The sequence below is a fragment of the Primorskyibacter sedentarius genome, assembly GCF_004342065.1.
Lineage (GTDB): Bacteria > Pseudomonadota > Alphaproteobacteria > Rhodobacterales > Rhodobacteraceae > Primorskyibacter > Primorskyibacter sedentarius.
This window is the reverse complement of the sequence record NZ_SLZU01000038.1, coordinates 1-21,561: the sequence shown is the minus strand read 5'-3', so window position 1 is coordinate 21,561 and position 21,561 is coordinate 1. Positions and strand designations below refer to the sequence as shown.

At 61.1% G+C, this 21,561-nt stretch carries 21 protein-coding genes and 3 pseudogenes; 9 read left to right on the top strand and 15 right to left on the bottom strand.

Going from position 1 to position 21,561, the window contains the following annotated elements:
• From EDD52_RS24430 to EDD52_RS22395, 11 genes and pseudogenes are all read right to left on the bottom strand, one after another.
• Nucleotides 1–96: pseudogene (locus EDD52_RS24430) on the bottom strand (IS6 family transposase); the annotation flags it as partial.
• Nucleotides 97–116: 20 nt separating this feature from the next.
• Nucleotides 117–742, bottom strand: a pseudogene (locus tag EDD52_RS24345) (DUF2270 domain-containing protein).
• A gap of 104 nt (nucleotides 743–846) precedes the next feature.
• Complete coding sequence (locus tag EDD52_RS22435) at nucleotides 847–1,689, bottom strand: fumarylacetoacetate hydrolase family protein (protein ID WP_132248854.1); 843 nt, start codon at nucleotides 1,687–1,689, stop codon at nucleotides 847–849.
• Nucleotides 1,686–2,594 carry a dihydrodipicolinate synthase family protein gene (locus tag EDD52_RS22430; protein WP_132248853.1) on the bottom strand — a complete coding sequence of 303 codons (909 nt, stop codon included), beginning with the start codon at nucleotides 2,592–2,594 and terminating at the stop codon, nucleotides 1,686–1,688. Before EDD52_RS22430 ends, EDD52_RS22435 begins: the two co-directional genes overlap by 4 nt.
• Nucleotides 2,591–2,929, bottom strand: coding sequence for an L-rhamnose mutarotase (locus EDD52_RS22425; protein WP_132248852.1), 339 nt, complete (start codon nucleotides 2,927–2,929; stop codon nucleotides 2,591–2,593). Before EDD52_RS22425 ends, EDD52_RS22430 begins: the two co-directional genes overlap by 4 nt.
• On the bottom strand, nucleotides 2,926–4,089 hold the full coding sequence (locus EDD52_RS22420) for an enolase C-terminal domain-like protein (RefSeq protein WP_132248851.1): 1,164 nt from the start codon (nucleotides 4,087–4,089) through the stop codon (nucleotides 2,926–2,928). The genes EDD52_RS22425 and EDD52_RS22420 overlap by 4 nt, the downstream gene beginning before the upstream one ends.
• Nucleotides 4,086–5,150: an ABC transporter ATP-binding protein gene (locus EDD52_RS22415; protein WP_132248850.1), complete on the bottom strand. Its 1,065-nt coding sequence runs from the start codon at nucleotides 5,148–5,150 to the stop codon at nucleotides 4,086–4,088. The genes EDD52_RS22420 and EDD52_RS22415 overlap by 4 nt, the downstream gene beginning before the upstream one ends.
• A gap of 4 nt (nucleotides 5,151–5,154) precedes the next feature.
• Nucleotides 5,155–6,309 carry an enolase C-terminal domain-like protein gene (locus tag EDD52_RS22410; RefSeq protein WP_132248849.1) on the bottom strand — a complete coding sequence of 385 codons (1,155 nt, stop codon included), beginning with the start codon at nucleotides 6,307–6,309 and terminating at the stop codon, nucleotides 5,155–5,157.
• Nucleotides 6,306–7,163 carry a carbohydrate ABC transporter permease gene (locus tag EDD52_RS22405; RefSeq protein WP_132248848.1) on the bottom strand — a complete coding sequence of 286 codons (858 nt, stop codon included), beginning with the start codon at nucleotides 7,161–7,163 and terminating at the stop codon, nucleotides 6,306–6,308. The genes EDD52_RS22410 and EDD52_RS22405 overlap by 4 nt, the downstream gene beginning before the upstream one ends.
• Nucleotides 7,160–8,044 carry a carbohydrate ABC transporter permease gene (locus tag EDD52_RS22400; protein WP_132248847.1) on the bottom strand — a complete coding sequence of 295 codons (885 nt, stop codon included), beginning with the start codon at nucleotides 8,042–8,044 and terminating at the stop codon, nucleotides 7,160–7,162. The genes EDD52_RS22405 and EDD52_RS22400 overlap by 4 nt, the downstream gene beginning before the upstream one ends.
• A 29-nt stretch (nucleotides 8,045–8,073) precedes the next feature.
• Nucleotides 8,074–9,306, bottom strand: coding sequence for an ABC transporter substrate-binding protein (locus EDD52_RS22395; RefSeq protein WP_165907648.1), 1,233 nt, complete (start codon nucleotides 9,304–9,306; stop codon nucleotides 8,074–8,076).
• A gap of 288 nt (nucleotides 9,307–9,594) precedes the next feature.
• On the opposite strand from EDD52_RS22395, the gene EDD52_RS22390 reads away from it, so the two are divergent.
• Genes EDD52_RS22390 through EDD52_RS22375 form a run of 4 tightly spaced genes read left to right on the top strand, consistent with a single transcriptional unit; the run spans nucleotide 9,595 to nucleotide 13,329 of the window.
• The gene (locus tag EDD52_RS22390) at nucleotides 9,595–10,614 is read left to right on the top strand and encodes a LacI family DNA-binding transcriptional regulator (RefSeq protein ID WP_165907649.1); all 1,020 of its coding nucleotides are present in this window, start codon (nucleotides 9,595–9,597) and stop codon (nucleotides 10,612–10,614) included.
• A complete protein-coding gene (locus EDD52_RS22385) occupies nucleotides 10,611–11,684 on the top strand; it encodes a Gfo/Idh/MocA family protein (RefSeq protein WP_132248844.1) in 1,074 nt (357 codons plus the stop codon). Before EDD52_RS22390 ends, EDD52_RS22385 begins: the two co-directional genes overlap by 4 nt.
• Complete coding sequence (locus EDD52_RS22380; protein WP_132248843.1) at nucleotides 11,681–12,421, top strand: SDR family NAD(P)-dependent oxidoreductase; 741 nt, start codon at nucleotides 11,681–11,683, stop codon at nucleotides 12,419–12,421. Before EDD52_RS22385 ends, EDD52_RS22380 begins: the two co-directional genes overlap by 4 nt.
• Nucleotides 12,421–13,329 carry an amidohydrolase family protein gene (locus tag EDD52_RS22375; protein WP_132248842.1) on the top strand — a complete coding sequence of 303 codons (909 nt, stop codon included), beginning with the start codon at nucleotides 12,421–12,423 and terminating at the stop codon, nucleotides 13,327–13,329. Before EDD52_RS22380 ends, EDD52_RS22375 begins: the two co-directional genes overlap by 1 nt.
• Before the next feature lie 309 nt (nucleotides 13,330–13,638).
• On the opposite strand, the gene EDD52_RS22370 is transcribed toward EDD52_RS22375, so the two are convergent.
• Complete coding sequence (locus EDD52_RS22370; protein ID WP_132248841.1) at nucleotides 13,639–14,547, bottom strand: ArdC family protein; 909 nt, start codon at nucleotides 14,545–14,547, stop codon at nucleotides 13,639–13,641.
• Between the two features lie 1,013 nt (nucleotides 14,548–15,560).
• Here EDD52_RS22370 and EDD52_RS22365 point away from each other — a divergent pair.
• Both EDD52_RS22365 and EDD52_RS22360 read left to right on the top strand, forming a co-directional pair.
• The gene (locus EDD52_RS22365; protein WP_132248840.1) at nucleotides 15,561–15,902 is read left to right on the top strand and encodes a type II toxin-antitoxin system RelE/ParE family toxin; all 342 of its coding nucleotides are present in this window, start codon (nucleotides 15,561–15,563) and stop codon (nucleotides 15,900–15,902) included.
• Nucleotides 15,899–16,186, top strand: coding sequence for a helix-turn-helix domain-containing protein (locus EDD52_RS22360; RefSeq protein WP_132248839.1), 288 nt, complete (start codon nucleotides 15,899–15,901; stop codon nucleotides 16,184–16,186). Before EDD52_RS22365 ends, EDD52_RS22360 begins: the two co-directional genes overlap by 4 nt.
• A 111-nt stretch (nucleotides 16,187–16,297) precedes the next feature.
• Here EDD52_RS22360 and EDD52_RS22355 read toward each other — a convergent pair whose 3' ends face one another.
• Entirely contained in the window at nucleotides 16,298–17,368 is a 1,071-nt protein-coding gene (locus EDD52_RS22355) for a hypothetical protein (RefSeq protein WP_132248838.1), read from the bottom strand.
• A gap of 515 nt (nucleotides 17,369–17,883) precedes the next feature.
• Here EDD52_RS22355 and EDD52_RS22350 point away from each other — a divergent pair.
• Nucleotides 17,884–18,594, top strand: coding sequence for an IS6 family transposase (locus EDD52_RS22350; RefSeq protein ID WP_132248837.1), 711 nt, complete (start codon nucleotides 17,884–17,886; stop codon nucleotides 18,592–18,594).
• Between the two features lie 52 nt (nucleotides 18,595–18,646).
• Here the strand turns inward: EDD52_RS22350 and EDD52_RS22345 are convergent.
• Together EDD52_RS22345 and EDD52_RS22340 are read right to left on the bottom strand one after the other, a co-directional pair.
• A pseudogene (locus EDD52_RS22345) lies at nucleotides 18,647–18,874 on the bottom strand (ISKra4 family transposase); the annotation flags it as partial.
• 116 nt (nucleotides 18,875–18,990) lie between these two features.
• The gene (locus tag EDD52_RS22340) at nucleotides 18,991–19,797 is read right to left on the bottom strand and encodes an NHL repeat-containing protein (protein WP_132248836.1); all 807 of its coding nucleotides are present in this window, start codon (nucleotides 19,795–19,797) and stop codon (nucleotides 18,991–18,993) included.
• A 194-nt stretch (nucleotides 19,798–19,991) separates the two neighbouring features.
• Here EDD52_RS22340 and EDD52_RS22335 point away from each other — a divergent pair, with 194 nt between their 5' ends.
• Nucleotides 19,992–20,924, top strand: a complete 933-nt coding sequence (locus tag EDD52_RS22335; protein WP_132248835.1) for an IS5 family transposase — start codon at nucleotides 19,992–19,994, stop codon at nucleotides 20,922–20,924.
• A gap of 277 nt (nucleotides 20,925–21,201) precedes the next feature.
• Nucleotides 21,202–21,471 carry a hypothetical protein gene (locus EDD52_RS22330; RefSeq protein WP_132248834.1) on the top strand — a complete coding sequence of 90 codons (270 nt, stop codon included), beginning with the start codon at nucleotides 21,202–21,204 and terminating at the stop codon, nucleotides 21,469–21,471.
• Nucleotides 21,472–21,561: the final 90 nt, after the last annotated feature.

Here is a 21,561-nt window from a genome sequence, read left to right as displayed (position 1 = left end):
CAGGCTCAAGTTGAACCGGACGTAAAGCCAGACAACATGAGCGATGATCTGAGGCGAAAACCGATGGCGTTTGTAACTGATCTTCTGTGTCTGCATCAACACCGCCTACGCCCAGATCAATGAACCAGTAACCTCAGGCCCGTTAACGTGACAACACCCTCCCGTGTGCATCGTTCACAGGATGTAAAAAGCGCACGGGGTGAGGCGGAACGCTTTTCGGTTCGATGCACCGCAGCCGGGAAATCGCGTTCGGCCTCTGGATAGGTACGCCCTTGAGACAGTCTCACGAATTGGCAAACGATGGGCAGCGCGGCGCTGACCGGCTCGGTTGACGGCGTGGATGCCCCTCCCGACGGCATCCACGCCATCAACCGAGCCAGCATCGGGGCATAGAAATCCGACTCCATCGGCCGGGCGCGTGCCCGCCAGACGTTGAAATAACGATATCGGCGTGCTTCGTGCAGAAGAAACGCCGAAAGTGGCAGGCCCGCCAGGATCAGCGGTAGCGCCGCGGCGTCCGGCGTGGCGAACGCTGCGGAAAGGAGACGCCGGTGAGGACGATTGCCCAATTGGCGGAGGTATCCAACCGGGTGCGCCAGATAGTGCTGCGGTAGTCCTCGCCACGGTAAAGATGAGCCAGCGCGCCGATCTCGGCGGCCGTGAAGTCTTCGGCGGAATGGTCACGGTTCGGGCGGTCCTGCTGGATCTTGGGGGTTTCGGAAAATCGGAGATTTGCGTTCATAGAATTTTGGGAGGGTCTTCGTGCAAAAAAGGCGCGGGATCGGCCTGCGATGCCGATCCCGCTGGTCGTGCCCGTGAGTGTGGGCCGGTGGAAGGGGGCGCGGGTCAGCCCTGACGGACGGTCTGGTGCTGCTCGCCCAACCCCTCGATGCCCAGCCGCATCTCGTCCCCCGCTTTCAGGTATTTCGGCGGCGTCATGCCAAAGCCCACGCCCGGTGGCGTCCCCGTCGAGATGATGTCACCGGGTTGCAACGACATGTAGCGTGATAGATAGGACACCACGTGCGCCACGCCGAAGACCATCGTCCTGGTCGAGCCGTCCTGCACCTTTTCGCCGTTGAGCTCCAGCCACATCGAGAGGTTCGACGGGTCGGCCACCTCGTCCCGCGTAACCAGCCAGGGGCCGGTGGGGCCGAATGTGTCGGCGGACTTGCCCTTTACCCACTGGCCACCGTGTTCCAGCTGAAACGCCCGCTCGGAGACGTCGTTGATGACGCAGTAGCCCGCGACATGCTCCAGCGCCTCGACCTCCGAGACATCCTTTGCCTCCTTGCCGATCACCACGCCCAATTCGACCTCCCAGTCGCCCTTCTTGGCGCCCTCGGGCAGCACCACGTCGTCGTTCGGGCCGCAGATGGCGGAGGTGGCCTTCATGAAGATCACCGGCTCCTTCGGCACCTCCATACCGCTTTCCTCGGCGTGGTCGGCGTAGTTGAGACCGATGCAGATGAACTTGCCGACTTGGCCGACGCAGGCACCAACGCGGGTACTCTCGTCCACTATTGGCAGTTCTTCCGCGTTCACGCCACGCAGCTTATCGAGGCCTTCGGGCAGCAGGGTGCCGTGGGCAATGTCGTCTACCACGCCAGAGAGGTCGCGGATCGTGCCGTCGCTGTGCAGGATGGCGGGGCGTTCCTGGCCCTGGGCTCCGGTTCGAAGAAGTTTCATGCGGTTTCCTTGCGTCTTGTTTTCGGTTTGGCGAAACGGTCCAGAAGCCGGTCCAATTCGCGCTGGGTAATCGCATCCGGCGCTGCGGTAGGCGGGCGGACGAGGGTATTGGCAAAGACGCCGGCCCGTTTTAACAGCGCCTTGTGAACGTGATAGAACATGTCGCCAGACTGGAATCCGAGGCGGCTGACCGGCAGGATCTGTGCCTCGATGATCCGCGCCGCCTCATCATCTTGCCCCGCTTCAAGAGCATGCCACACCGCCATGAACTCGGTCGCCTGGCTGGCGAAGGGCATGGTGCCGCGCGCGCCGCGCCGGTATTCCTCGACCAGCGTGCCGCCGCCTGCGCCGCCCAGAATGGTGAGCTTGCCTTGGACGGCCTCTGCCATGGTGCCAACCTGAGCGACGGTGGGGTTGGTCTCGACCTTGATGGTGTCGACCTGCGGTACCGCCTCGGCGATGCGGAGGGCCAGCGCGGGCGAGATCGGGGCTTGAGGCACGTCCTGCAGCACGATGGGCAGGGGCGCGGTCGCGGCGATGCGCGAAAGGTGTTCTATCACCGCGTCCGGTCCCAACGCGAAGAAATCCGGCGGCCAGATCATCAGCCTGTCGGCCCCGGCCTCGGCTGCTTCCGAGGCCAGTTGCACGGCAGGAGCGGTGCCGGGAGCGGAGGTGTTCATGATCACCGGCACCTGGCCCTCGACCTGGTCGACCACGGCGCGCAGGATTTCGCGGCGCTCTTCCGGCGTCAGCTTGAATATCTCGCTGCCGATGGCGATGCCGATGCCATGGACGCCAGCGGCCAGCGTTGTGTCGACCTCTCGGCGCAGGCTGGCGTAGTCGATGCTCAGATCGCTGCGGAACGGCGTCAGCAGGATCGGGACGATGCCTTCTATAGCGGTCATGTCTGTGTCTCCATAGTGGTGTCGAGCGCAAAGACCTCGCGCAGATCGTGATGCACGGGGTGGTGATCGGCGCCCTCGGTCTCCATCAGCGGCGCCATCTTGCGCCACCAGCGGGCGGTCAGCGCGCTTGGCGGCGCGGTGGTGCCGGTGAACGGCCGGTCGCGTTCCTGGAAAGCAAATACGGTCTGCTCCGAGCGAAAGAGAAAGAAGCGCACGATGCCGCTGGCGCGCATTTGATCGCGCATTTCAGGCCAGATATCGGCATGCGCGGCGTCATAGGCGGCCTCGGCCCCCTCGTGCAGTCGCATGGTCCAGGCGCGGCGATAGAGGGTCATGCTGCGATCCTGTTGTCGTCAATGTGGTCCCAGATGATCTCGTAGCCCAGCCCCGCGGCCTGCGGCAGATGCACGAAGCCCTTGGCATCCATCGGGTCGCAGTTGCGCTTCAGGTAGGGATGCGGTGCATCGTAATTCACGCCGGGGGCCAGCAGGCCCTTTTCGTACCATTCGGAGGTGTCTTCCGAGGTCGCGCCCATGACCTGCAGGTTGCCCCAACCGGCCATGTGGATCTCGCAGCGCTGGCCGAAGGCCTCGCAGACCACGGCGGTCTTGCGGCAGCCGGTGACGCCGCCTCGACGAATGTCCATGCGGCTCATGTCCGCGGCGCCCTGCAGGATCCACTCGGCGCGGGTAAAGACGCCGCCGGCGGCTATCTCTGGCGCCAGGATCGGTATGGAAAGCTCGCGGCAGAGGCGGCGGTAGCTCTCGACCCGGTATTCCGGCATCGGGTGTTCGAACCAATAGAAGTCGAGCTTTTCCAACTCACGCCCAACTTTGATGGTCTCTTCGATGGTATGATAGGTGCCCCAGACGTCGTACATCAGAACCATCTCCGGCCCGACCGCCTCGCGCACGAGGTTGATGGTCTCGATGTCGTGGCGGATGTTCGAGGGGCGGCCGTTGGTGGGCTGGCCGGTCTCGGGATTCCAGAAATAGTGCGGATGGATCTTGTAGGCTTTGTAACCTTCGGCTTGGCACTCCAGCGCATGTTCGGCATAGACCTGCGGCTGGCCGATGTTGGGATAGGTCGATGCATAGGCGGGCACCTTGTCGCGCGCGCCGCCCATCAGCTTGTAGACCGGCAGGTCCGCCGCGCGGCCTGCCAGATCCCAGAGCGCGCAGTCGATGACGCTCTGCGCCACCTCGGGGATGTTGCGGACCCACATCCATTTCCAGATCAGCTCACGGTCCAGCGGATCGGCGCCGAGGATCATGTCGCGCACCTGGCCTTCGATCAGCCGCTGCTCGTCCAGTCCCATTCCATCCTGATCGCCGTGCTTGCCCCCGCCGAAAAAATAGCCCGTGAGCCCTTCGTCGGTGTCGATGCAGGTGATCGTCTGGTGCACCTCGGCCTTGGGTTTCAGTCGCGCATGGCCGATATCCCAGCGGTCCGCATGGGTGCGGAACCGGATCACGCGGACATCGGTGATCTTCATTGCCGGGCACCTGCCAGGGTGAGTTCGGTTTCGGCGTCGAAGGCATGGAGCTTGCCGGGGGTAACGGAGAAGTGCACGAGGCCGCCAGGCGTCTGGGTCACACGTTCGCGCGTCGTCATTATGACCGACGCCTCGTCCGTGCGCAGCGTCAGCTGGGTCTCCGCGCCAGTGGGTTCGATCAGTGCCACCTTGGCGGGGATGCCGGTGTCGGACAGACGGATATCCTCGGGGCGGAAGCCTGCGATGACCTGCTGGTTATGACCTAGCGGGGCAGGGGTCTCGCCGAGCGGCATGCCGGTTTCGGTTTCCAGCGTCGTGCCTGTGGCGTGCGCGGGAATAAAGTTCATCGACGGCGAGCCAATGAACCCGGCGACAAAGACGCTGGCGGGGCTGTCGTAGAGCTCGAGCGGGGTGCCGATCTGCTCGACATGACCGCCGCGCATCACGACGATCTTGTCGGCCATGGTCATGGCTTCGATCTGATCGTGGGTGACATAGATCGTGGTGGTTTTGAGCCGCTGGTGCAGCTCCTTGATCTCCGAGCGCATCTGCACGCGCAGCTTGGCATCGAGGTTCGACAGCGGCTCATCGAAAAGGAACACCTTGGGGTCGCGCACGATAGCGCGTCCCATGGCCACCCGCTGGCGCTGACCACCCGAGAGCTGACGCGGGTAGCGGTCGAGCAGGGCGGTCAGGTCGAGGATTTCAGCGGCCGCGCGCACCTTGCGGTCGATCTCGGCCTGCGGTTCCTTGGCCAGCCTCAACGAGAAGCCCATGTTCTTGGCCACCGTCATATGCGGATAGAGCGCGTAGTTCTGGAACACCATGGCGATGTCGCGCTCTTTCGGGACCAGCGCGTTGATCACCCGGTCGTCGATGGCGATATCGCCGCCAGAGATGGTCTCTAGCCCGGCGATGGAGCGCAGCAGGGTGGACTTACCACAGCCCGAGGGGCCGACGAGGACAGTGAACTCACCCTCCTTGATGTCGAGGTCGATGCCATGCAGCACCTCGACGGCGCCATACGACTTGCGGATGTTTCTGAGTGCGACGGAGCCCATGGGTCTATCCTTCTTTGGTGTGAGGGGTGGCGGGGCCGAAGGCCTCCAGCACGAATGCGGGCGGGCAGTTGCCCTGTGGATCGCGAGGGGTGGCGACGCGGCCGGTGGAGAGGTCAGGGCGCGGGGCCATCAGTTCGTAAAGCGGCGAGGTCTCGCCCCGGTCGACGCATTCGACCAGCGCGTCTGTCTGACGCGCGGCAGCGAGGGCCAGCGCCCAAGGTTGTTCACAGGTGTTGTGCAGGATCACCGGCACCTCTGCCGCCTTGGCCATATTGAGGATGCGCAGCGCCTCGGTTATGCCTCCGGCCCAGGCCACGTCCGGCTGCAGTACACCCACCACGCCGGAGCGCAGGAGGTCGGCGCAATCAGCGTGGGAGAAGCCGAAGTTGCCGAGCGCCAGCGCGATGCCTGGGTCCAACTCGCGGCGGATCTTGTGCAGGCCCTCGATGTCCTGCGGGTGGATCGGGTCTTCGATCCATTTCACGTTCAGGTCGGTCACGGCTTCGGCAAAGCGCAGGGTGTAATCCGCATCCCAGGCAAGGAAGCTGTCGATCATGATCGGCACGCCCTCTCCAGCGGCCTCGGCGAAGCGGCGCATCAGGGCGACGTTAGCCTGCAGGCCAACGTCGCCCGATTCCGGCCCGTAGGGCGCGGCGGCCTTCAGCCCGCGGAACGGACCATCGGAAAAGGCCTCGGGACGCGGGGTCGTCATGTAGACGGGGAGGTCCTCCACCTCCGAGCCGCCGAGGGTCTCTACCAGAGGCTGACCGGCCGCCTTGGCAACCAAGTCCCAGAAGGCGATATCCAGTCCCGCCACTGCCATCATGGCAAAGCCCGAACGGTCGTTGGGTAGGAGCGAGGCCGCCATCTGGTCATTGAGCAGCGCGAGGTCGCTGGTCTCTTCGCCCACCAGCAGCCGCGAGAGGTGCTCGTTGACGATCATCTCGACAATCTCGCCACCGTTGGAGCAGCCCCAGCCGGTGGTGCCGTCCTCCCCCGTCACCCGGACGATGACCTTCTTGGTGGGCCACATCCAACTCGCCCTCCGCTCGGCAAAGCGCGGAAAGCGGGACATGGGAGAGGCCACGCGGGAGGTCTGCAGCTTCTGGCTGTTGAAACCGCAGTCCACGGCCAGCGCGGTGATCGAGGCGATCCTCATCCCTTCACCGCCCCTGCCAGCAAGCCGCGGGTGAAGTAGCGCTGGCCGAAGAAGAACACGAGCATGATCGGCAAGGCAACGATGGTCGCCGCGGCGCCGACGTACTGGAATTCCAGCGTGAAGAGCTCGACAAAGCTGGCAAGACCGATGGTGACGGTCTTGTTGTCATTGGATTCCAGCAGGATCGAAGCAAAGGCGAACTCGGACCAGGCGCCGACGAAGTGCCACATGGAGGCGGTGATCAGCGCGGGCGTCGCTAAGGGCAGCACCACCATGACCATCGATTGCAACCGGCTGGCGCCGTCGATCATGGCGCTTTCTTCCAGCTCCTTCGGGATCTCGCGCAAACTCGACGCGATGATCCATGTGGCGAAGGGCAGGCCGAAGGCGGAGTAGAGCAGCACCAAGCCGATTAGGCTGTCCTGCAGGCCGATCATCGACATAAGCCTGTAGGTCGGCAGCAAGAGCGCCGCGCCCTGGAACATCCGGCTGATGAGCAGCCCGCCAAGGATCAGGTCCCGCCCCGGGAAGTTGAGCCGGGCAAAAGCGTAGCCCGCCAGTGTGCCGAAGACTAGGACGATCACGGTGGAGCTGATGGCGATGAAGAAGCTGTTGCCGATCAGCTGCGGCCAGTCAAGCAGCTGCCCTTTCTGGTGGGTCGGCGAGAACAGCGCCTTGTAGGCATCCAGAGTGGGGGACTCGGGCCAGAAGGAGATCGGCAGCTGCGCCAGTTCGGCCTGCGTCTTGAAGGACGCGAGGAAAAGCCAGAACACCGGGAACAGCACGTAGAGCGAGATTACCAGGCCGACGAAGCCGAGGAAGACCCAATAAAGAGTGCGCGGTTGTTCGTTCATTTCGAGCCCTCCGACGCCCAGGAGCGACGATTGATGTAAAGGTAGAGGGCGACGATCGAGGCCAGCATCACGAGGTTGATCACCGACATGGCCGAGGCCACACCCCAGTTGAAGAATTCGAAGCTCTGCTGATAGATGTAGGTCGCCATGATCTGGCTCGCGTTGGCAGGGCCTCCGCCGGTCATGATCCAGGGCAGAGCGAACTCGGCGGTAATCCAGATCATTGAGATCACGGTCACGGCGGTCAGCGAAAAGGCGATATTAGGCAGGGTCACGAATCGAAAGCGCTCGACGGCATTGGCGCCATCCATCCGCGCGGCCTCCATCTGGTCATCCGGCACCGAGCGGATCGCGGCGCAGAGGATCAGCGCCACCAGCGGCATCTTGCGCCAGATCAGCACCACGACCAGTACCCACATCACCAATTGCGGATCGCCGAGGAACGAGACGGTATCCTCGGTCAGCCCTGTGTTCTGCAGGGTCTGGCCGATGATGCCCACCTGTCCGTGCAGCATCCACTTCCAAGCCATCGCCGTCACCACGTCGGGCAGAACCCAGGGCAGCAGGATCAGCGCCCGGAGCCAGCCGGTCATCCGGCTGTCGATGGCCAGATAGGTGCCCACTGCTAGGCCCACGGTGACACAGAGGAATGTGCCCCCGAGGATCCAGATCGCTGTGTTCTTCAGCACCAGCCCGAATACCGGGTCGGCGGCCAACGCCTTGAAGTTTCCGAGCGTTCCAAAGCCGCGCTCCATTCCCATCACCACCTGGGTGAGGCTGAGCGTGGCCACGTTGTAAGTGGGCCCGACGACGAACGCCACGACGGCGGCCACCACGGGCAATATCAAGGCATACGCCAGAAAACGATCGCTACGCAGCATCGTCAGGCCCTCCTTTTTCGGGTTACGGTTCAGCCGCGGATCAGGTCGATCTGGCCTTGTGCGGCAGCGGTGGCTTCATCCAACGCCTCCTGCGGCATCTTCTGGCCCAAAACGGCCTGCTGGATCGCGGTGCCGAGCGCCGACTCAATCGCCGAGACGCCGATGAAACGCGGCATGGGGGCGCCGCCCTTGAACAGCGTGCCTTCATCATAGGCCTTGACCCAATTCGGCCAGGCTTCCTTGAGCTCTGCATTGTCCCAAGCGGCCTTTCCCGCGGGGATGCGGGCGATCTCGGGCTGGCCGCCCCAGACTTCAAGCTGCTGATCTTGCGACCAGAAATCGACGTATTCCGCTGCCGCTTCCGGGTTCTTCGACCGCGAGGAAACCATCAGCATCGCGGTGCCGTCCATGATCGCGCTCACCGGCTCGAAGCTCCCCGAGGGGTTTTCGGGCTTGGGCATCGGCACGCCGGTCCAGCGCACGTCCTCGTTCACGCCCCAAGGCGTGTTGAGCCAAGACAGCCCGATCCACATGGCCGAGCGACCCTGACCGAAGAGCTGCGCGGTGTCGCGGAAGAAGGTCTCGGTCAGCGAGGTGTTGGCGGGGGTCGAGCCATCGTTGATCAGGTCGACGTAGAACTGCAGCGCATCGACGACGCCCTTGTCGTTCAGCGTGACCTTGCCAGTCTCCTCGTCGAAGATGCGGCCGCCGTTGGCGTAGGCGAGGCCCTCAAAGATGTTGATGTCGACCGGCGCGGTAGTGGCCGGAAAAGCGATGCCGGGGCGGTCGGGCTTGGTCATCGCCTTGGCGTATTCGCGGACCTCGTCCCAGGTTTCCGGCGGCCGGTCAAAGCCCGCTTCCTCCATTGCGTCGAGGTTGATCGCGAGGAAGCTCGCCATGTCCACGTAGGTCGGCAACGCATAGAGCTTGCCCTCGTGGACGCCCGATTCGTAGACCTCAGAAACAATGCGCTCCTTCCAGCCTTCTATCTTGTCGCCCGCGATATCATCAAGCGGCTGGATCATGCCGAAGCCGGCGAACTCCGGGATGTCCTGCCCAAAGGCAATGATCACGTCAGCCAGGCGATTGGTCTGAAACCCGGCGAGGATCTTCTGGCGGCGGATCTGACCGTTGAAGTAGGAATAGTTCAGGTCGATGTCGGGGTTGGCTTCGGAAAATGCCTCGTTCCGCTGGGCCCAAACCTCGACTTCCTGCGGTGTGCCGCCGAATTTCCAGACCGAGATCTCGCCGCTGGCGGCCAAGGCCGGTGTGCCCGGCAAAAACGTGACCGCGCCCACGGCAGCAGTAGTGCCCAGGAACCTGCGGCGGCTGATTGAATTCGACATGTTGTCCTCCCTTTCGTGCCCATCGTGGCGACCCGCAATATGCGAGAATGATGCATGATATACGTGTATCATTTCGTATTGACGGACGTTAGAGCCAATGATACTCGTATGTCAACGGATTTTTTAGGACGTTGCTTTCGCCCCGTGCCTCGCGCAGGCTCACTGGATTGAAGCGGGGTCAGAATGCCGAAAAGGAGGTCGCCAATGGCGCAGGGTGAGAACAGGAAGGTGACGCTGAAGGACGTCTCGAAAGCCTCGGGGCTGTCGCTAATCACCGTGTCTCGGGCGCTGCGTCAGCCGGAAACGGTGCATGCCGATACCCGCGCGAAGATCCAGCGCACCATCGACGAAATCGGCTATATCCCCAACCTGACCGCGCGCTCGCTGGTCTCGCAGCGCTCCGACATGATCGGGGTGGTCGTGCCGATTCTCGCCAGCTCGCTGTTTGCCGATTTTGCGCAGGGCGTCAGCCGTGTGCTGGAGCCCATGAAGCAGCAGATGCTGCTCGCGGTCTCCGACTGGTCGCCCTCGAAGGAAGAGGAGGCCGTGCGTACTTTCATCGCCCGACAGGCCGACGCGATCATCGTCACCGGTTTTTCGCACAGCGAGGCCACCGCGAAGCTTCTGAATAAGTTCTCCGGCCCGGTGGTCGAGGCCTGGAACCTTCGCGACGGCGCCATCGACAGCGCCGTGGGTTTCGACAACTACGCCGCCTCGGTCGAAATGACTCGCTATCTGATCGGACGCGGCTATGAGAGCATCGTCATGGTCGGTGGCGCGTCCAAAAACAACGACCAGGCCGAAGACCGGACGCGCGGCTTTGTCGACGCCATGCGCGGGGCAGGGCGCAGCGTTACGGACGACACCATCGTCGAATTCGACAATCCTGCCACCATTGAGGGCGGGGTGGCGTTGATCCAGCAGCTGCTGGCGCGCAAGGACAAGCCCGACGCGATCTTCTTTCTCGCCGAACTGCCGGCCCAAGGCGCGATGCTCTGGTGCCTGTCGAACGGCGTCAGCGTGCCCGGCGACGTGGCCATCTCGGGATTCGGCGATCTGAGTATGTCGGCGCTCTTGCCGGTGCCAATGACCACCGTTCAGATCCGAGGCCGCGCTATTGGCGAGCGGTCTGCAGAACTGGTGATGGACCGGCTGGAGGGCCGGACGGGGACCGCCGCTGCACACGACATCGGCTATCACCTTCAAATCAGGGAAAGCACATGACTTCATCCAATGGCCTTATCCGCGCCGCTATCATCGGCGCCGGGCATTTCGCCTACCGCATGCACATCCCGGTTCTAGCCAAGCGGCCCGAAGTGGTGCTCGATTCTGTCTGCCGCCTCGGCCGCAGGGAACTTGATCTGATCGCCGACGAATTCGGTTTTGCTTTCGCCACCGAAGACTGGCGCGAGGTACTGGAGCGTGACATCGACATCGCGGTGATCGCCTCGCCTCACAACCTGCACTACGAACAAGCCAAGGCGTTCCTTGAAAAGGGCTGCCACGTACTGGTGGAAAAGCCGATGTGCCTTGATCCAGCCGATGCTTGGGATCTGGTGCAACTGGCCGAAGCCTCGGGCCGCGAGCTGCTGGTGGCCTACGGTTGGAACTACAAGCAAGGCCTTGACGAGGCGCGCGAGATGATCGGCGAGATCGGCGAGATCGAGCATGTCGTCTGCCACATGGCCTCCTTCACCCGCGGCATCTTTTCCGGCGGCGGCATGTCGAAGTGGCAGCATATCGCTATCCAGCCCGAGCGCAGCACCTGGGAGGCGCCCGATCAGGGCGGCGGCTATGCTTATGGCCAGCTCTCTCACGCGCTCGGCATCCTCTACTGGCTGACCGATCTACGCGCCGCCTCGGTGCGCTCGATACTCTACGAGGCGCCTTCGAACATCGACTTGCACGACGCCGCCGCTGTGCGCTTTGCCAATGGCGCGACTGGCGTCTTCTCGGGCAGTTGTGGAGTCCCCGACGGCCACGGCTTCGAGGTCGATATCCGCATCTACGGTAGTAAGGGCTCCGTTCTGCTGGACATCGAGACCGAGCGGCTGGCGCTCAAGCTTCCCTCGGGCGAGACCCGCGTGGCCGAAGTGCCGCAGGGCGCCTGGACGTACAGCTGCGAGGGCCCGGCCAACCGGCTGGTGGATATCGCGCTGGGGCAGGGCCGTAACGAAAGCCCCGGAGAGGTCGGCGCACGTGCCGTCGAAACGCTTCACGCCATCGTGGCCTCGGGTCAGTCCAAGGGCGCGGAACAGACGATCAACCAGATACAGAAGGCAGCCGCAGAATGACCGATTTCACCAATCAGACCGCCATTGTCACCGGCGGCGCACAGGGCATCGGCCGTGCCGTCGCCAACCGTCTTGCCAAGGACGGCGCCCGCATCGCCATCTGGGACCGCGACGAGGCGCTCGGTCGTGAGGCCGCGCAAGAGATCGGCGGCGGTGCCTTCGCATGCGCGGTCGACGTCGCCGACTGGGCCAGCGTCGAAGCCGCGATGAAAAGCACGCTCGACACAACAGGCCGCGCCGATATCCTCGTCAACTCCGCCGGGATCGCCGGATCGAACGGGCCGCTGGCCGACTACCCGGTTGATGAATTCCGCCTGATCACCGAGATCAACTTGCTAGGCACCTTCCACGTCAACCGCAGCGTTGTGCCGGCAATGACCGCGCAGAGCTATGGGCGCATCGTCAATATCGCCTCGGTCGCGGGCAAGGAAGGCAACCCCAACGCCAGCGCCTATTCCGCTTCCAAGGCGGGGGTGATCGGGCTAACAAAATCGCTGGGCAAGGAGCTGGCCGACAAGGACATCGCGGTGAACTGCGTGACGCCGGCCGCGGCGCGGACCCGGATTTTCGACCAGATGGCGCAGGAGCATATCGACTACATGCTCTCGAAAATCCCGCGCGGGCGTTTCCTCGAACTGGACGAGGCGGCGGCAATGATCGCCTGGCTCTGCTCAAAGGAAAACAGCTTCACCACCGCTTCGGTCTTCGACCTGTCTGGCGGTCGGGCGACCTATTGATGGCGCACTGGCTTGACGGGATCGCGCTGGTCGACGGGCATCACCACTTCTGGGATCTGACGCGGTTTCCCTATCGGTGGCTCGCGCCCGACGCGCCGCCCGCACGCTTCGGTGACAAGGCGTCGATCCGCCGGAATTTCCTGCCTGACGATTACCTCGCGGCCTTCGAGGGCCTGCCGCTCACGGCCAGCGTCCATGTTCAGGCCAATTGCGGTGCCGCCGACCCGGTCGAGGAAACCCGCTGGCTGCAGGCATTGTCGGACAAGACCGGTTGGCCGAGTGCCATCGTCGCCGAGGTCGACCTGACCGCAGAGGGGGCCGAGACGCAGATCGAAGGCCACCTACAATTGCCCGCCCTGCGCGGCATTCGAACACCTGTGGCCTGGGATGCGGCGGGCCGTTGGCGAATTGCCAATAGACCCGCCGTCCTGACAGATGAAAGGTTACGTGCAACGCTGCCCTTGCTGGAGGCACATGGCCTCTGCCTCGAATGCGTCGTTGTGCCCGCGCAACTGGACGAGGTGGCCGCGCTTGCCCGTGCCCACCCTGACCTCTCCATCGTACTCAACCACTTCGCCACGCTGGAACCCGACCAGCCCGGCAATCTGGAAGACTGGCGAAAGGGCATCGAGGGACTGCACGACGCCGCCAACGTCGTCGTCAAACTGTCCGGCCTGTGGACCGTCGACAAGACTTGGCGGACCAAGAAGCTGCGTCCGCATGTGACGCATCTGCTGTCCTGCGTCGGGGCGGACCGCGTCCTCTATGGGTCAAATATGCCGATCGAGCGGGTGAACTGCCCGCTGGCCCGCCAGTTCGACCAATTGCAGGACGTGCTGGAGGACCAGCCTCAGACCACCCTCACCGCGATATTTTCCGACACGGCCCGCTGGGTCTACCGCTTGTAGGCGAACCTAAGGTGTCGAATGAGGAGTTCATCGCATGGAGACGATTTGCACGCAACTGAGCTTGCATGAACGGCCCGGAACCGAGAATTGGTGGCTTGCAAAGCTCCCTGCCGCGTCAACTGGACACCTTTAGCTCACGACCAACCCGGCGGCACAGGATGCCAGATCCTTCGCGCCAATGCCTCGCCATAGACCGCGCATAGAATTTCAAACTGGATTCGCCGAACAGGGATCATGTTCTTGCCTCCGGTTGATGGAATAGGGTGGGTGCGTGCCTGCCCGCCGAGCTGGTCAGCGGGCAGGGGCCACTTATGCAGCCTCTTGTTCATCTGGTTGGGACTTGCCGCGACCAGTCAGATCGAGAACATGGTCAAAGGCTTTTTGCGCCTGCGCTGCTGCTGCAAAAATGGCGTTCTTGTCCGCCTTCAGGCATTTGAGCCAGCCCTCGACGTATGAGGCGGTCTGGTCGAAGTGGGGTTCAAACCCGAGGTGAATGGCAACGAATGAGGAAAAGATTTCGGCCTCAAGTTCGCCTGCCGCATACTCTGCCTTGGTGCTGAATTTCTTCTGCGTTCCGATCCGACGCTCTGCCAGAAAGTAATGTCCGCACTCATGGGCAAGTGTGCCGTAGAACCCCGCCGCGTCGTAGAACGTGCCGATGGGCGGCATGTGGATCAGGTCTTTCATCGGATCATAGAACGCTCTTGGATCGTCCGATGTGATGATTTCCGCGCCGGTCGCTGCGAAGAAAGCGTCAAGCTCTGCGTCAGCTTTGGTGCCAAGATCGCGGGGCGGTTCGGGGCGGACATAGTAGTCTTCCGGCAAACCGTCGATTTGATCAACGTTGAAGATGTTGTTGTATTTCGCAAACCGGCTCGCGCGGGTTTCGGTCTCGCCGTTGCTGCCTTCGACTTCCTTTTCAAAGGTGCCGTAGAAAACCGACTTCGTGGACGTCTCACCCTTCCGGACGCAGCCGCCAAGGTCGAGTGCCTGCTTGAAGGTCATCCAGCGGGCGGAATTGAAGCCGCGTATCATGCCGGTTGCCCAAAGCATCAGGACGTTGATGCCCTTGTAGGGCTCGCCATTGTGGCGCAGCGGGAAACATGCGCCGGATGCGCTGCCGGTCCACGGCTTGCGCCAGGGCGGTGTGCCTGCCTCGATCTGCGCGATGATGGTATCCGTGACGTGCTGCTTGATATCAAAACGTGCCTTGGCCATGTGTGGCGCTCCTTCGTGGTGCCGCCCGTTCCGGTCTTTGCCGAAAATCGGGGCGGGGTTTCTGGCGAGGAAGTGCTGCGCACGCCCCTCTCCTGAAAGCCTGCCTCCCGGCGAGGGCAGGGGGGGAACCGCCGCAATTCTGAAATCAAAGCCAAAGGGGAGGGGGATCACCCGGCCTGCACGAAGCCTCAGGCGCAGGAAGGTCGGGGAAACCCCTTTGGGTGCAGGTTTTCAGGGTTGCGGTGGGGGACCGGCGGTCCCCGGACGCACGGGCCATAGCCCGTGCCGCAAAGGATCGGGGCGTTCGGAGCGTGCGACGAAACCCCCGCACCCCATGCGACCATCACCCGAATGGGCCGCTCACAAACCCGCAGCCGACCATGAGGCAAACTGCGCGCCCTGGCTCGGATGAGACAGGGCGCGGGCTATTGGATCAGGGAGGATGGGGGCGAAGGATGCGGGTCTAAGGCCAGCCATGCTGGCCGCAGACCAGGGCGCGGTGACAGAAACGAGGATCATGGCAGGGGCCGCAACACTCTCGCTTCACCCGTAGAAAAACAATGAACCCAGGCAAAGAGCTAGCAGACAAACTGGAGGCACAATAAGGGTCTGTTAATTCCTGAACCTTGTTGACGGTGACTTGGATCCGCTCTCGGCTCCAAAAATTGGATCCGGACTGAAGAGCAGGCCAAAGAAGCCTCCGCCTGAAGCTGATACAGCCGCTGTAGCAGCTGCTGGGAAGGCTCATGGGTTTGATCGCTCAACTGGTGTCGTCGCGCCAGTTCAGCCACAGAGAAGGGGCCGTCCATCTCTGAACGAGGTCATGACATACTGGCGTGTCTACGTTTCGGCTGAGTAGCGGGAGGAGCTAAACAAGCTCCGTGACGAAGAGGGCAGGGGGCTCGACGATGTCTTGGTCGACATGTTGACAGCTTATCGAGAAAGCAAGACATGACCGCGTCAAAAGGATAGTATGCCGTTGACATATGTGTCATTGGCGCATAGTTGGCGTTATGACCAAGTTGCAGACAGTCGTTGAGTTGCCGGAGTTTCAAAGGCGGTCCAAAGCTATCATGTCGGACAGCGAACGCGAAGCGGCTGTCATCTGGATTGCAGAGAACCCGGAAGCAGGAACATCCCTTGGGGGTGGATTGAGGAAGGTGCGTATCCCACGCGAGGGCGGCGGCAAGAGCGGGGGCTTCCGAACGATCTACGTGTTCGGCGGCCGTCACATGCCGATCTTCCTCGTCACTGTGTTTGCAAAGAATGAAAAGGCCAACTTGTCTCCGAAAGAGCAAGCGGCGGCTGTTGAGCTAAGCAAAGAGATCGTCAGCATGTGGAGTGAAAAGCAATGAGTGCATTTGAAAGCATCAAGCAGGGTCTGGAAGAAGCGAAGTCTTTCTCTAAAGAGCAGGGGGCTGAAGCGCGTGTGCATGAGGTTTCCGTGCCAGAAATCAATGTCGCTGAGATCCGCGCAAAGACGGGCCTTTCCCAGGCTGAATTTGCTCGCAGCATTGGTGTGGCCAAAGGCACTCTGCTGAACTGGGAGCATGGCCGACGCATCCCAACTGGGCCAGCGCAGGTTTTGTTGGCCTTAATTGCAAAGAAGCCCTCTGTTGTTCAGGACTTTCTGAACTGAATGTGGTCAGTCCGGTGTTGAGCGCGACATTCCATATAAGGACTTATGCGCCACATGGGCCACAACAGATTCACGAAGTGGGTCCGGTTAGGCCAATTGCGCGGCAAATTTTTAGCTTACGACGAAGGATATCGTGTCGGTCGCGATGGTCGTGTCGTTTGCGTCCTGACCAAGCGCGCGAACGAAGATCCGGCCTCGCGAATTGGGCGTCCACACCACACCGCTGCGCGGTACCGGCAAGTTGCGTGCCTCCTGGATGATCAGTGCCAGCCCCAGCGTCAGGCTCAGTGTTCCGCCCTGGCCGAGGTCCAGGAACGGACCCGCCGGATCGGTGGCGAATTCGAGGTTGACGTGGTTCAGACCGGCGCTGTCATACGACAGGATCGCGCCCTGTCCGGCAGAGATCGCCGAGGGCCCGCTCAGGTCGATGAATGGCGACGGACGCGGCGCCATACCCGGCGGTCCTTGCGGTCCCGGAGGGCCTGGAGGGCCGGCGGGTCCCGGCGGGCCGACAGGTATCAGCAGGATCAGGATCTTGGTCAAGATCGCCTGGATTTGCGACAGCAGCATCTTCAGCTGCATCGCCAAGACCTTCAGCGATATCGCGGTGACCAGCAGACCCTGGAACACGATCACCAGTTCCAGAAAGTCCTTTCGCAACTCGTTCAAGTCATTTTCCAGCCCCAGTAGTAATAAATAGAGCTGAATGACCCGCAGTTTCTCGATCTCCGGTTCGCTGCATTCCTTGGCAATTGCCTCGGTCAGGTCGGTCTGCCGTTCGGCGACGCCGTCGAGACCCTTCGAAATCGCTTTAAGCCCGTCTGAACGCTGCTGTTTGGATGTTGCCGCCTCATTCAACGCCTTCTCGGCGTCGTTGAGCGCCACTCCGACCTCACCCGAAATCGCGTGAACCTCACCCCCCAGTTCGACCGCCCGCGGGTCGTCGAACCGCGCCATGAGATCGTTGACGGCCTGCAGATCGCGCTTGAGCGCATCGCGTTCACGGGCAATGACCGAGATGTGGTCATCGACCTGTTTTTCGTTGGCTGTGGCGGTGTGTTTGAAGGAGTTCAAATTGCCGCGCAGAGAGGTCATGCGTGCCCCGACGGCTTCGTTGCGCGCGCTTAGGCTTTCAAGTTCAGTCAGAAGTTCTTCTCGTGTAAAAAGCGGATCGTCGGCCATCTCGGGCCTCCTCTCATCCGGTTGGCGCGTTTTCCGGCACTCATTCACAATGACCGCGACGATCATTCCGTCCTGATGAACGCTTAGGAATCGGTCAAAAGGCGCCGAACGCAATCAGCATGGCGGAGATACCGGTGCAGCGCGCAGGCAGGTGCAAATCTCGCTCACCAAGTGGAAATTGGCTCGTTTAAGGCGAATCCGCCAGTAGGTACCACCATACCATTATTCGCCACTGAATTGAATGCTGGTGTCGGTCTGCAGTACGACGTTTGTCCGGCCACTCGGTCGTTCATGTCTTCCTCTCGATAGCCCAATTAGAACGCGCGCTTGACTTCGAAGCGTGAATGTAGGGCGCCTGCAGCGGCCGACGGCTCTTCGTAGTGTCAGTGGTGCAGGCCTCGTGGGCGTTGCTCCGATACGAAGGCCAAGTTCGGGCTGGCTCCCGAGCCTTTACACTATGGGTCATAGGGCATTGCCAACTTGTCGTCGCTTGCGGTGGAGTTTAGGCGGTCGTCATGAAGATACCAGCTGAGATGCCCCGCCTGAAAGGCTACCGGCTCCCCCGCGAAGTCGTCGCTTATGCTGTCTGGGTCTACCATCGGTTTGCGCTGAGCTCGGCGGATGTAGAGGACCTGCTCGCCGAACGGGGCGTAATCGTCAGCCGGGAAACCGTTCGTAAATGGGTGAACTGGTTTGGTCGGCATTTCGCAGATTGCATCAAGCGCGACCGGCCCGCCGTAGCATATAAGTGGCACCTCGATGAAGTCGTCGTGCCGATCAACGGCGTGAAGAGGCGGTTGTGGCGGGCCGTGGATGGGAGCGGGGATGTGCTCGACATTCTGGTGCAGCCAAGGCGAAACGCCAAAGCGGCCAGGCGGTTTCTGAAACAATTGATCGCCCGATTTGGCCAGCCCCGCATTATCATCACGGACAAATTGCGCAGCTATATCAAACCGATCCGTCAGCTGGCGCCGAACGCCGACCACCGCGCCCACAAAGGCATCAATAACAGGATCGAGGGCTCGCACCGACCGACCCGAAAGCGAGAGAAGCTCATGGGCAGGTTCAAATCGCCAAGGCAGGCGCAGCGTTTCCTTTCCGCCCATGACCAGATCAATACGATTTTCAGACCCCGCCGTTACCGCCTTTCCGCAATTTCATACCGCCACGCCAGAGCCGCCGCTTTCGGCCTCTGGGAAGACTATGCAGCCGAAATGGCCGCTTGAACGGCAAGGTTTCCACTCATCTCAATCAAGCGAAAATAAGTTGGCAATCCCCTCTGACTCTATTGCAGTCCGGGCAAATCCTGCTCGCCTCAGAGATCTCCTCTATCTGGTCAAGAAGAACGGCATTCTGCAATTGCCACAATATGGACTTGGCATCTTCGAGCAGCAGCCCGAAACCCTCGGGCTGCGTACTCCGAAATGGCCGGGACAAGCGACCCAGGCGCCGTGTCCTTGTCTTGCCGTTCTCAAATGTTGTCTCGACGATAATCCGCACATCCATGACATTTCCTCTGATGTGAAACAACCATCATAGACGAACACCCCCAAGTTTTGCCCACTCCCGACCGAAGGTCGGGCAATCTATACTCTCTGCCAAAGCGTTTTCTTAGGTTTAGCTCACCCGAATTTCTTTCTTGCTACGAGGCTTCCCAGACCTGCCAGCAAAAGAAGCCCAGAAGCTGGAAGCGGCACCACAGGCGGGTCATTACTCGGATCGTCTGATGGGTCCGCACCAGCTTCAGCAAAGAAGCTCTGACCATATGCCACGCCAAGTCCTTGTCCCGCAAAACTCACGCCATTCGTGGCAGCGCCCGTAACCGGATCAACACTGTAGATCGATGTACCAGCAACAGCAAAAAGTGATGAAGTTTCATCTGTTGCAATCCCGAATACGTCTGAGACGCCGAATGAACCTACAGCTGTTGAGCTTGAAGGATTGCTAAGATCTACACTAACCAGCTCACCACTCGTGGACGATAGATAAAAATCGCTGCCAACAAATGCTAAGTCGCCTGAAGATGCAAAACCCATATCGCCAAGGAGTGTATTCGCTGCTGACCCGACATCAAGCGAATAGAGGCCAGTAGTGGTTGCCCCAGCTGCGTACAATGTGCCGCCAGCACCGAAGACAAGTGCATTTGCATCTGAAACGGCGTGGTTACCAATAAACGAAGAAGAGCCGTTCGTCGCGTCAATTGAATACAAGCCAGTGAAAGTGACGCCGTAGAGGTTGCCAGACGGATCAAATGCGATGTCCGTCATCACGCTTCCCATATTGCCAATCAAACTCACCGCACCAGAGTCTGTTTCTACTGTTGCAAGATTTCCTCCAATATCATGCACGTACATTGTTGCAGCAAAAGAGCTTGTCACGGAAAATGTTAAAGGCAAAGCAGTCGCTGAAAAAATTCGAATTATATTCATAGTAAACTCCTTAAATTTCTGAGTTAGTCGATGCCAACATCTAAGCACTTCGCTCGCGCCAAGCATAGAAATTATAACATAAAAGATTCAAATACTTAATCTTTTTCAAGATTGCGCGCCATGCGATGGGCGTTGTTGCAGAACTCTGGCTGGGAAGGATTCACAAGGTGAATCCATGCGGTTAGACGGGCTGAATGAGCAAGCCATCACCCGCCCGCTACCGCACGACGAACTGGTCCAGCTACACTGCGTCGCTTCGCAGGCGCGGGTCTCTGCTGATCTGGCTGGACAAGGACATGACCTGGCTCGCGCCGCCTGACGGCAGCCCAGGTCGCCCGGCGGTGTTCTCGGATGCGGCGATCCAGTTCTGTCTGACCATCAAGGTTCTGTTCAAGCTGCCGCTTAGGCAAACGACAGGGATGGTGGCCAGCCTGCTGAAGATGGCTGACCTGGAGTGGGCCGTGCCAGATTACACGACACTGTGCCGACGGCAAAAGACATTGGCCGTCCAAATCCCGTACCGCCGCGCCGATGGCCCGCTGAACCTGCTGGTTGACAGCACCGGTATCAAGTTCCTCGGCGATGGCGAGTGGCAGGCGCGCAAGCACGGCGTTCAGGGCCGACGCCAATGGCGCAAGGTCCATTTGGCCATGGATACGGCCACTTCGGACATCCGGGCGGTGGAATTCACCTCCAGCAGCGACGGCGATAGCCCCGTGCTGCCGGGCCTGCTCGACCAGATCCCCGAAGGCGAAGAGATCGGCACAGTAACGGCGGACGGAGCCTATGACACCCGCCGTTGCCACACGGCCATCAACGACCGCCAAGCCACCGCGATCATCCCGATCCGCAAGAACGGGCGTCCGTGGAAGGAGGACTGCCCGGCGGCAATCGCCCGAAACGAGACTCTGCGCGCCACCCGGCACTACGGCCGGGCGTTCTGGAAGCGATGGACCGGATACCACACCCGAAGCAGGGTCGAGGCAAAGATGCGCTGCATCAAGGCCTTCGGTGAGCGCATCAGCGCCAGAGACCCCGACCGCCAGACCGCCGAAATCCAGATCCGCGTCGCACTGATCAACCGCTTCTCGGCCCTTGGCACCGCCGAGATCGTTCGTGTGGCCTGATGCTGACGGGGAAAGGGGACGTCACGCTTCCAGCGTCAGTTACGCAACAACGCCAACTGTGGGGCCGAAGGGTGCGGGTCGAAGGTAAGCACAAAAGTTTAGGACAAACCGGCCGGCAAACCCAGAATTGGCGTTCGGTTAGGGCGTGTGGTGGACGAACCACCGCTCAAAGAGCCCTGAAAGGTTGATCAACGCGTAAAGAGGCATCACCATTGTAACGACGGCGTTCTGCTTGGTTAATGTCGGCTCAAGGTTGCGCAGATAGAGAGGTATCGAAGTGGGCAGCATTTACTCAACGAGACTCTTGATTGCGCTCCTGTCGGCTGCCTGGGCAACCTCCACCCCTATCGTTGCAAGCGCCAAAACGTTGATCTGCAGCAAGTTCAAATACTTTTATGCTCAGAATCTGGAAAATTTCCGAAAAACCGGGGACGTTTCAGATTGGGTTGAAGGCAATGATATCCCAGATGATGTTGACGAAATCGTAATTGCCCTCCCCAAGAGCGAAGCGCTTGAAAAATTTGGATGTGTAGATCAGGCGGAGTGAACCGCCCCGGGTTTACCGGAGAGTAAAACTCTCAAAAGGTGAGCCTCATGACAAACAAGAAACATACCCCGAGCTACACGGCCGAGTTCC

What these genes read in the sequence shown, in the direction of transcription:
- EDD52_RS22435 (WP_132248854.1), bottom strand. Translation starts at nt 1,689, where the DNA reads ATGAAACTTCTTCGAACCGGAGCCCAGGGCCAGGAACGCCCCGCCATC.
- EDD52_RS22400 (WP_132248847.1), bottom strand. Translation starts at nt 8,044, where the DNA reads ATGCTGCGTAGCGATCGTTTTCTGGCGTATGCCTTGATATTGCCCGTG.
- EDD52_RS22360 (WP_132248839.1), top strand. Translation starts at nt 15,899, where the DNA reads ATGAGTGCATTTGAAAGCATCAAGCAGGGTCTGGAAGAAGCGAAGTCT.
- EDD52_RS22340 (WP_132248836.1), bottom strand. Translation starts at nt 19,797, where the DNA reads ATGAATATAATTCGAATTTTTTCAGCGACTGCTTTGCCTTTAACATTT.
- EDD52_RS22350 (WP_132248837.1), top strand. Translation starts at nt 17,884, where the DNA reads ATGAAGATACCAGCTGAGATGCCCCGCCTGAAAGGCTACCGGCTCCCC.
- EDD52_RS22430 (WP_132248853.1), bottom strand. Translation starts at nt 2,594, where the DNA reads ATGACCGCTATAGAAGGCATCGTCCCGATCCTGCTGACGCCGTTCCGC.
- EDD52_RS22380 (WP_132248843.1), top strand. Translation starts at nt 11,681, where the DNA reads ATGACCGATTTCACCAATCAGACCGCCATTGTCACCGGCGGCGCACAG.
- EDD52_RS22355 (WP_132248838.1), bottom strand. Translation starts at nt 17,368, where the DNA reads ATGGCCGACGATCCGCTTTTTACACGAGAAGAACTTCTGACTGAACTT.
- EDD52_RS22370 (WP_132248841.1), bottom strand. Translation starts at nt 14,547, where the DNA reads ATGGCCAAGGCACGTTTTGATATCAAGCAGCACGTCACGGATACCATC.
- EDD52_RS22335 (WP_132248835.1), top strand. Translation starts at nt 19,992, where the DNA reads ATGAGCAAGCCATCACCCGCCCGCTACCGCACGACGAACTGGTCCAGC.
- EDD52_RS22365 (WP_132248840.1), top strand. Translation starts at nt 15,561, where the DNA reads ATGACCAAGTTGCAGACAGTCGTTGAGTTGCCGGAGTTTCAAAGGCGG.
- EDD52_RS22415 (WP_132248850.1), bottom strand. Translation starts at nt 5,150, where the DNA reads ATGGGCTCCGTCGCACTCAGAAACATCCGCAAGTCGTATGGCGCCGTC.
- EDD52_RS22425 (WP_132248852.1), bottom strand. Translation starts at nt 2,929, where the DNA reads ATGACCCTCTATCGCCGCGCCTGGACCATGCGACTGCACGAGGGGGCC.
- EDD52_RS22420 (WP_132248851.1), bottom strand. Translation starts at nt 4,089, where the DNA reads ATGAAGATCACCGATGTCCGCGTGATCCGGTTCCGCACCCATGCGGAC.
- EDD52_RS22410 (WP_132248849.1), bottom strand. Translation starts at nt 6,309, where the DNA reads ATGAGGATCGCCTCGATCACCGCGCTGGCCGTGGACTGCGGTTTCAAC.
- EDD52_RS22385 (WP_132248844.1), top strand. Translation starts at nt 10,611, where the DNA reads ATGACTTCATCCAATGGCCTTATCCGCGCCGCTATCATCGGCGCCGGG.
- EDD52_RS22375 (WP_132248842.1), top strand. Translation starts at nt 12,421, where the DNA reads ATGGCGCACTGGCTTGACGGGATCGCGCTGGTCGACGGGCATCACCAC.
- EDD52_RS22390 (WP_165907649.1), top strand. Translation starts at nt 9,595, where the DNA reads ATGGCGCAGGGTGAGAACAGGAAGGTGACGCTGAAGGACGTCTCGAAA.
- EDD52_RS22405 (WP_132248848.1), bottom strand. Translation starts at nt 7,163, where the DNA reads ATGAACGAACAACCGCGCACTCTTTATTGGGTCTTCCTCGGCTTCGTC.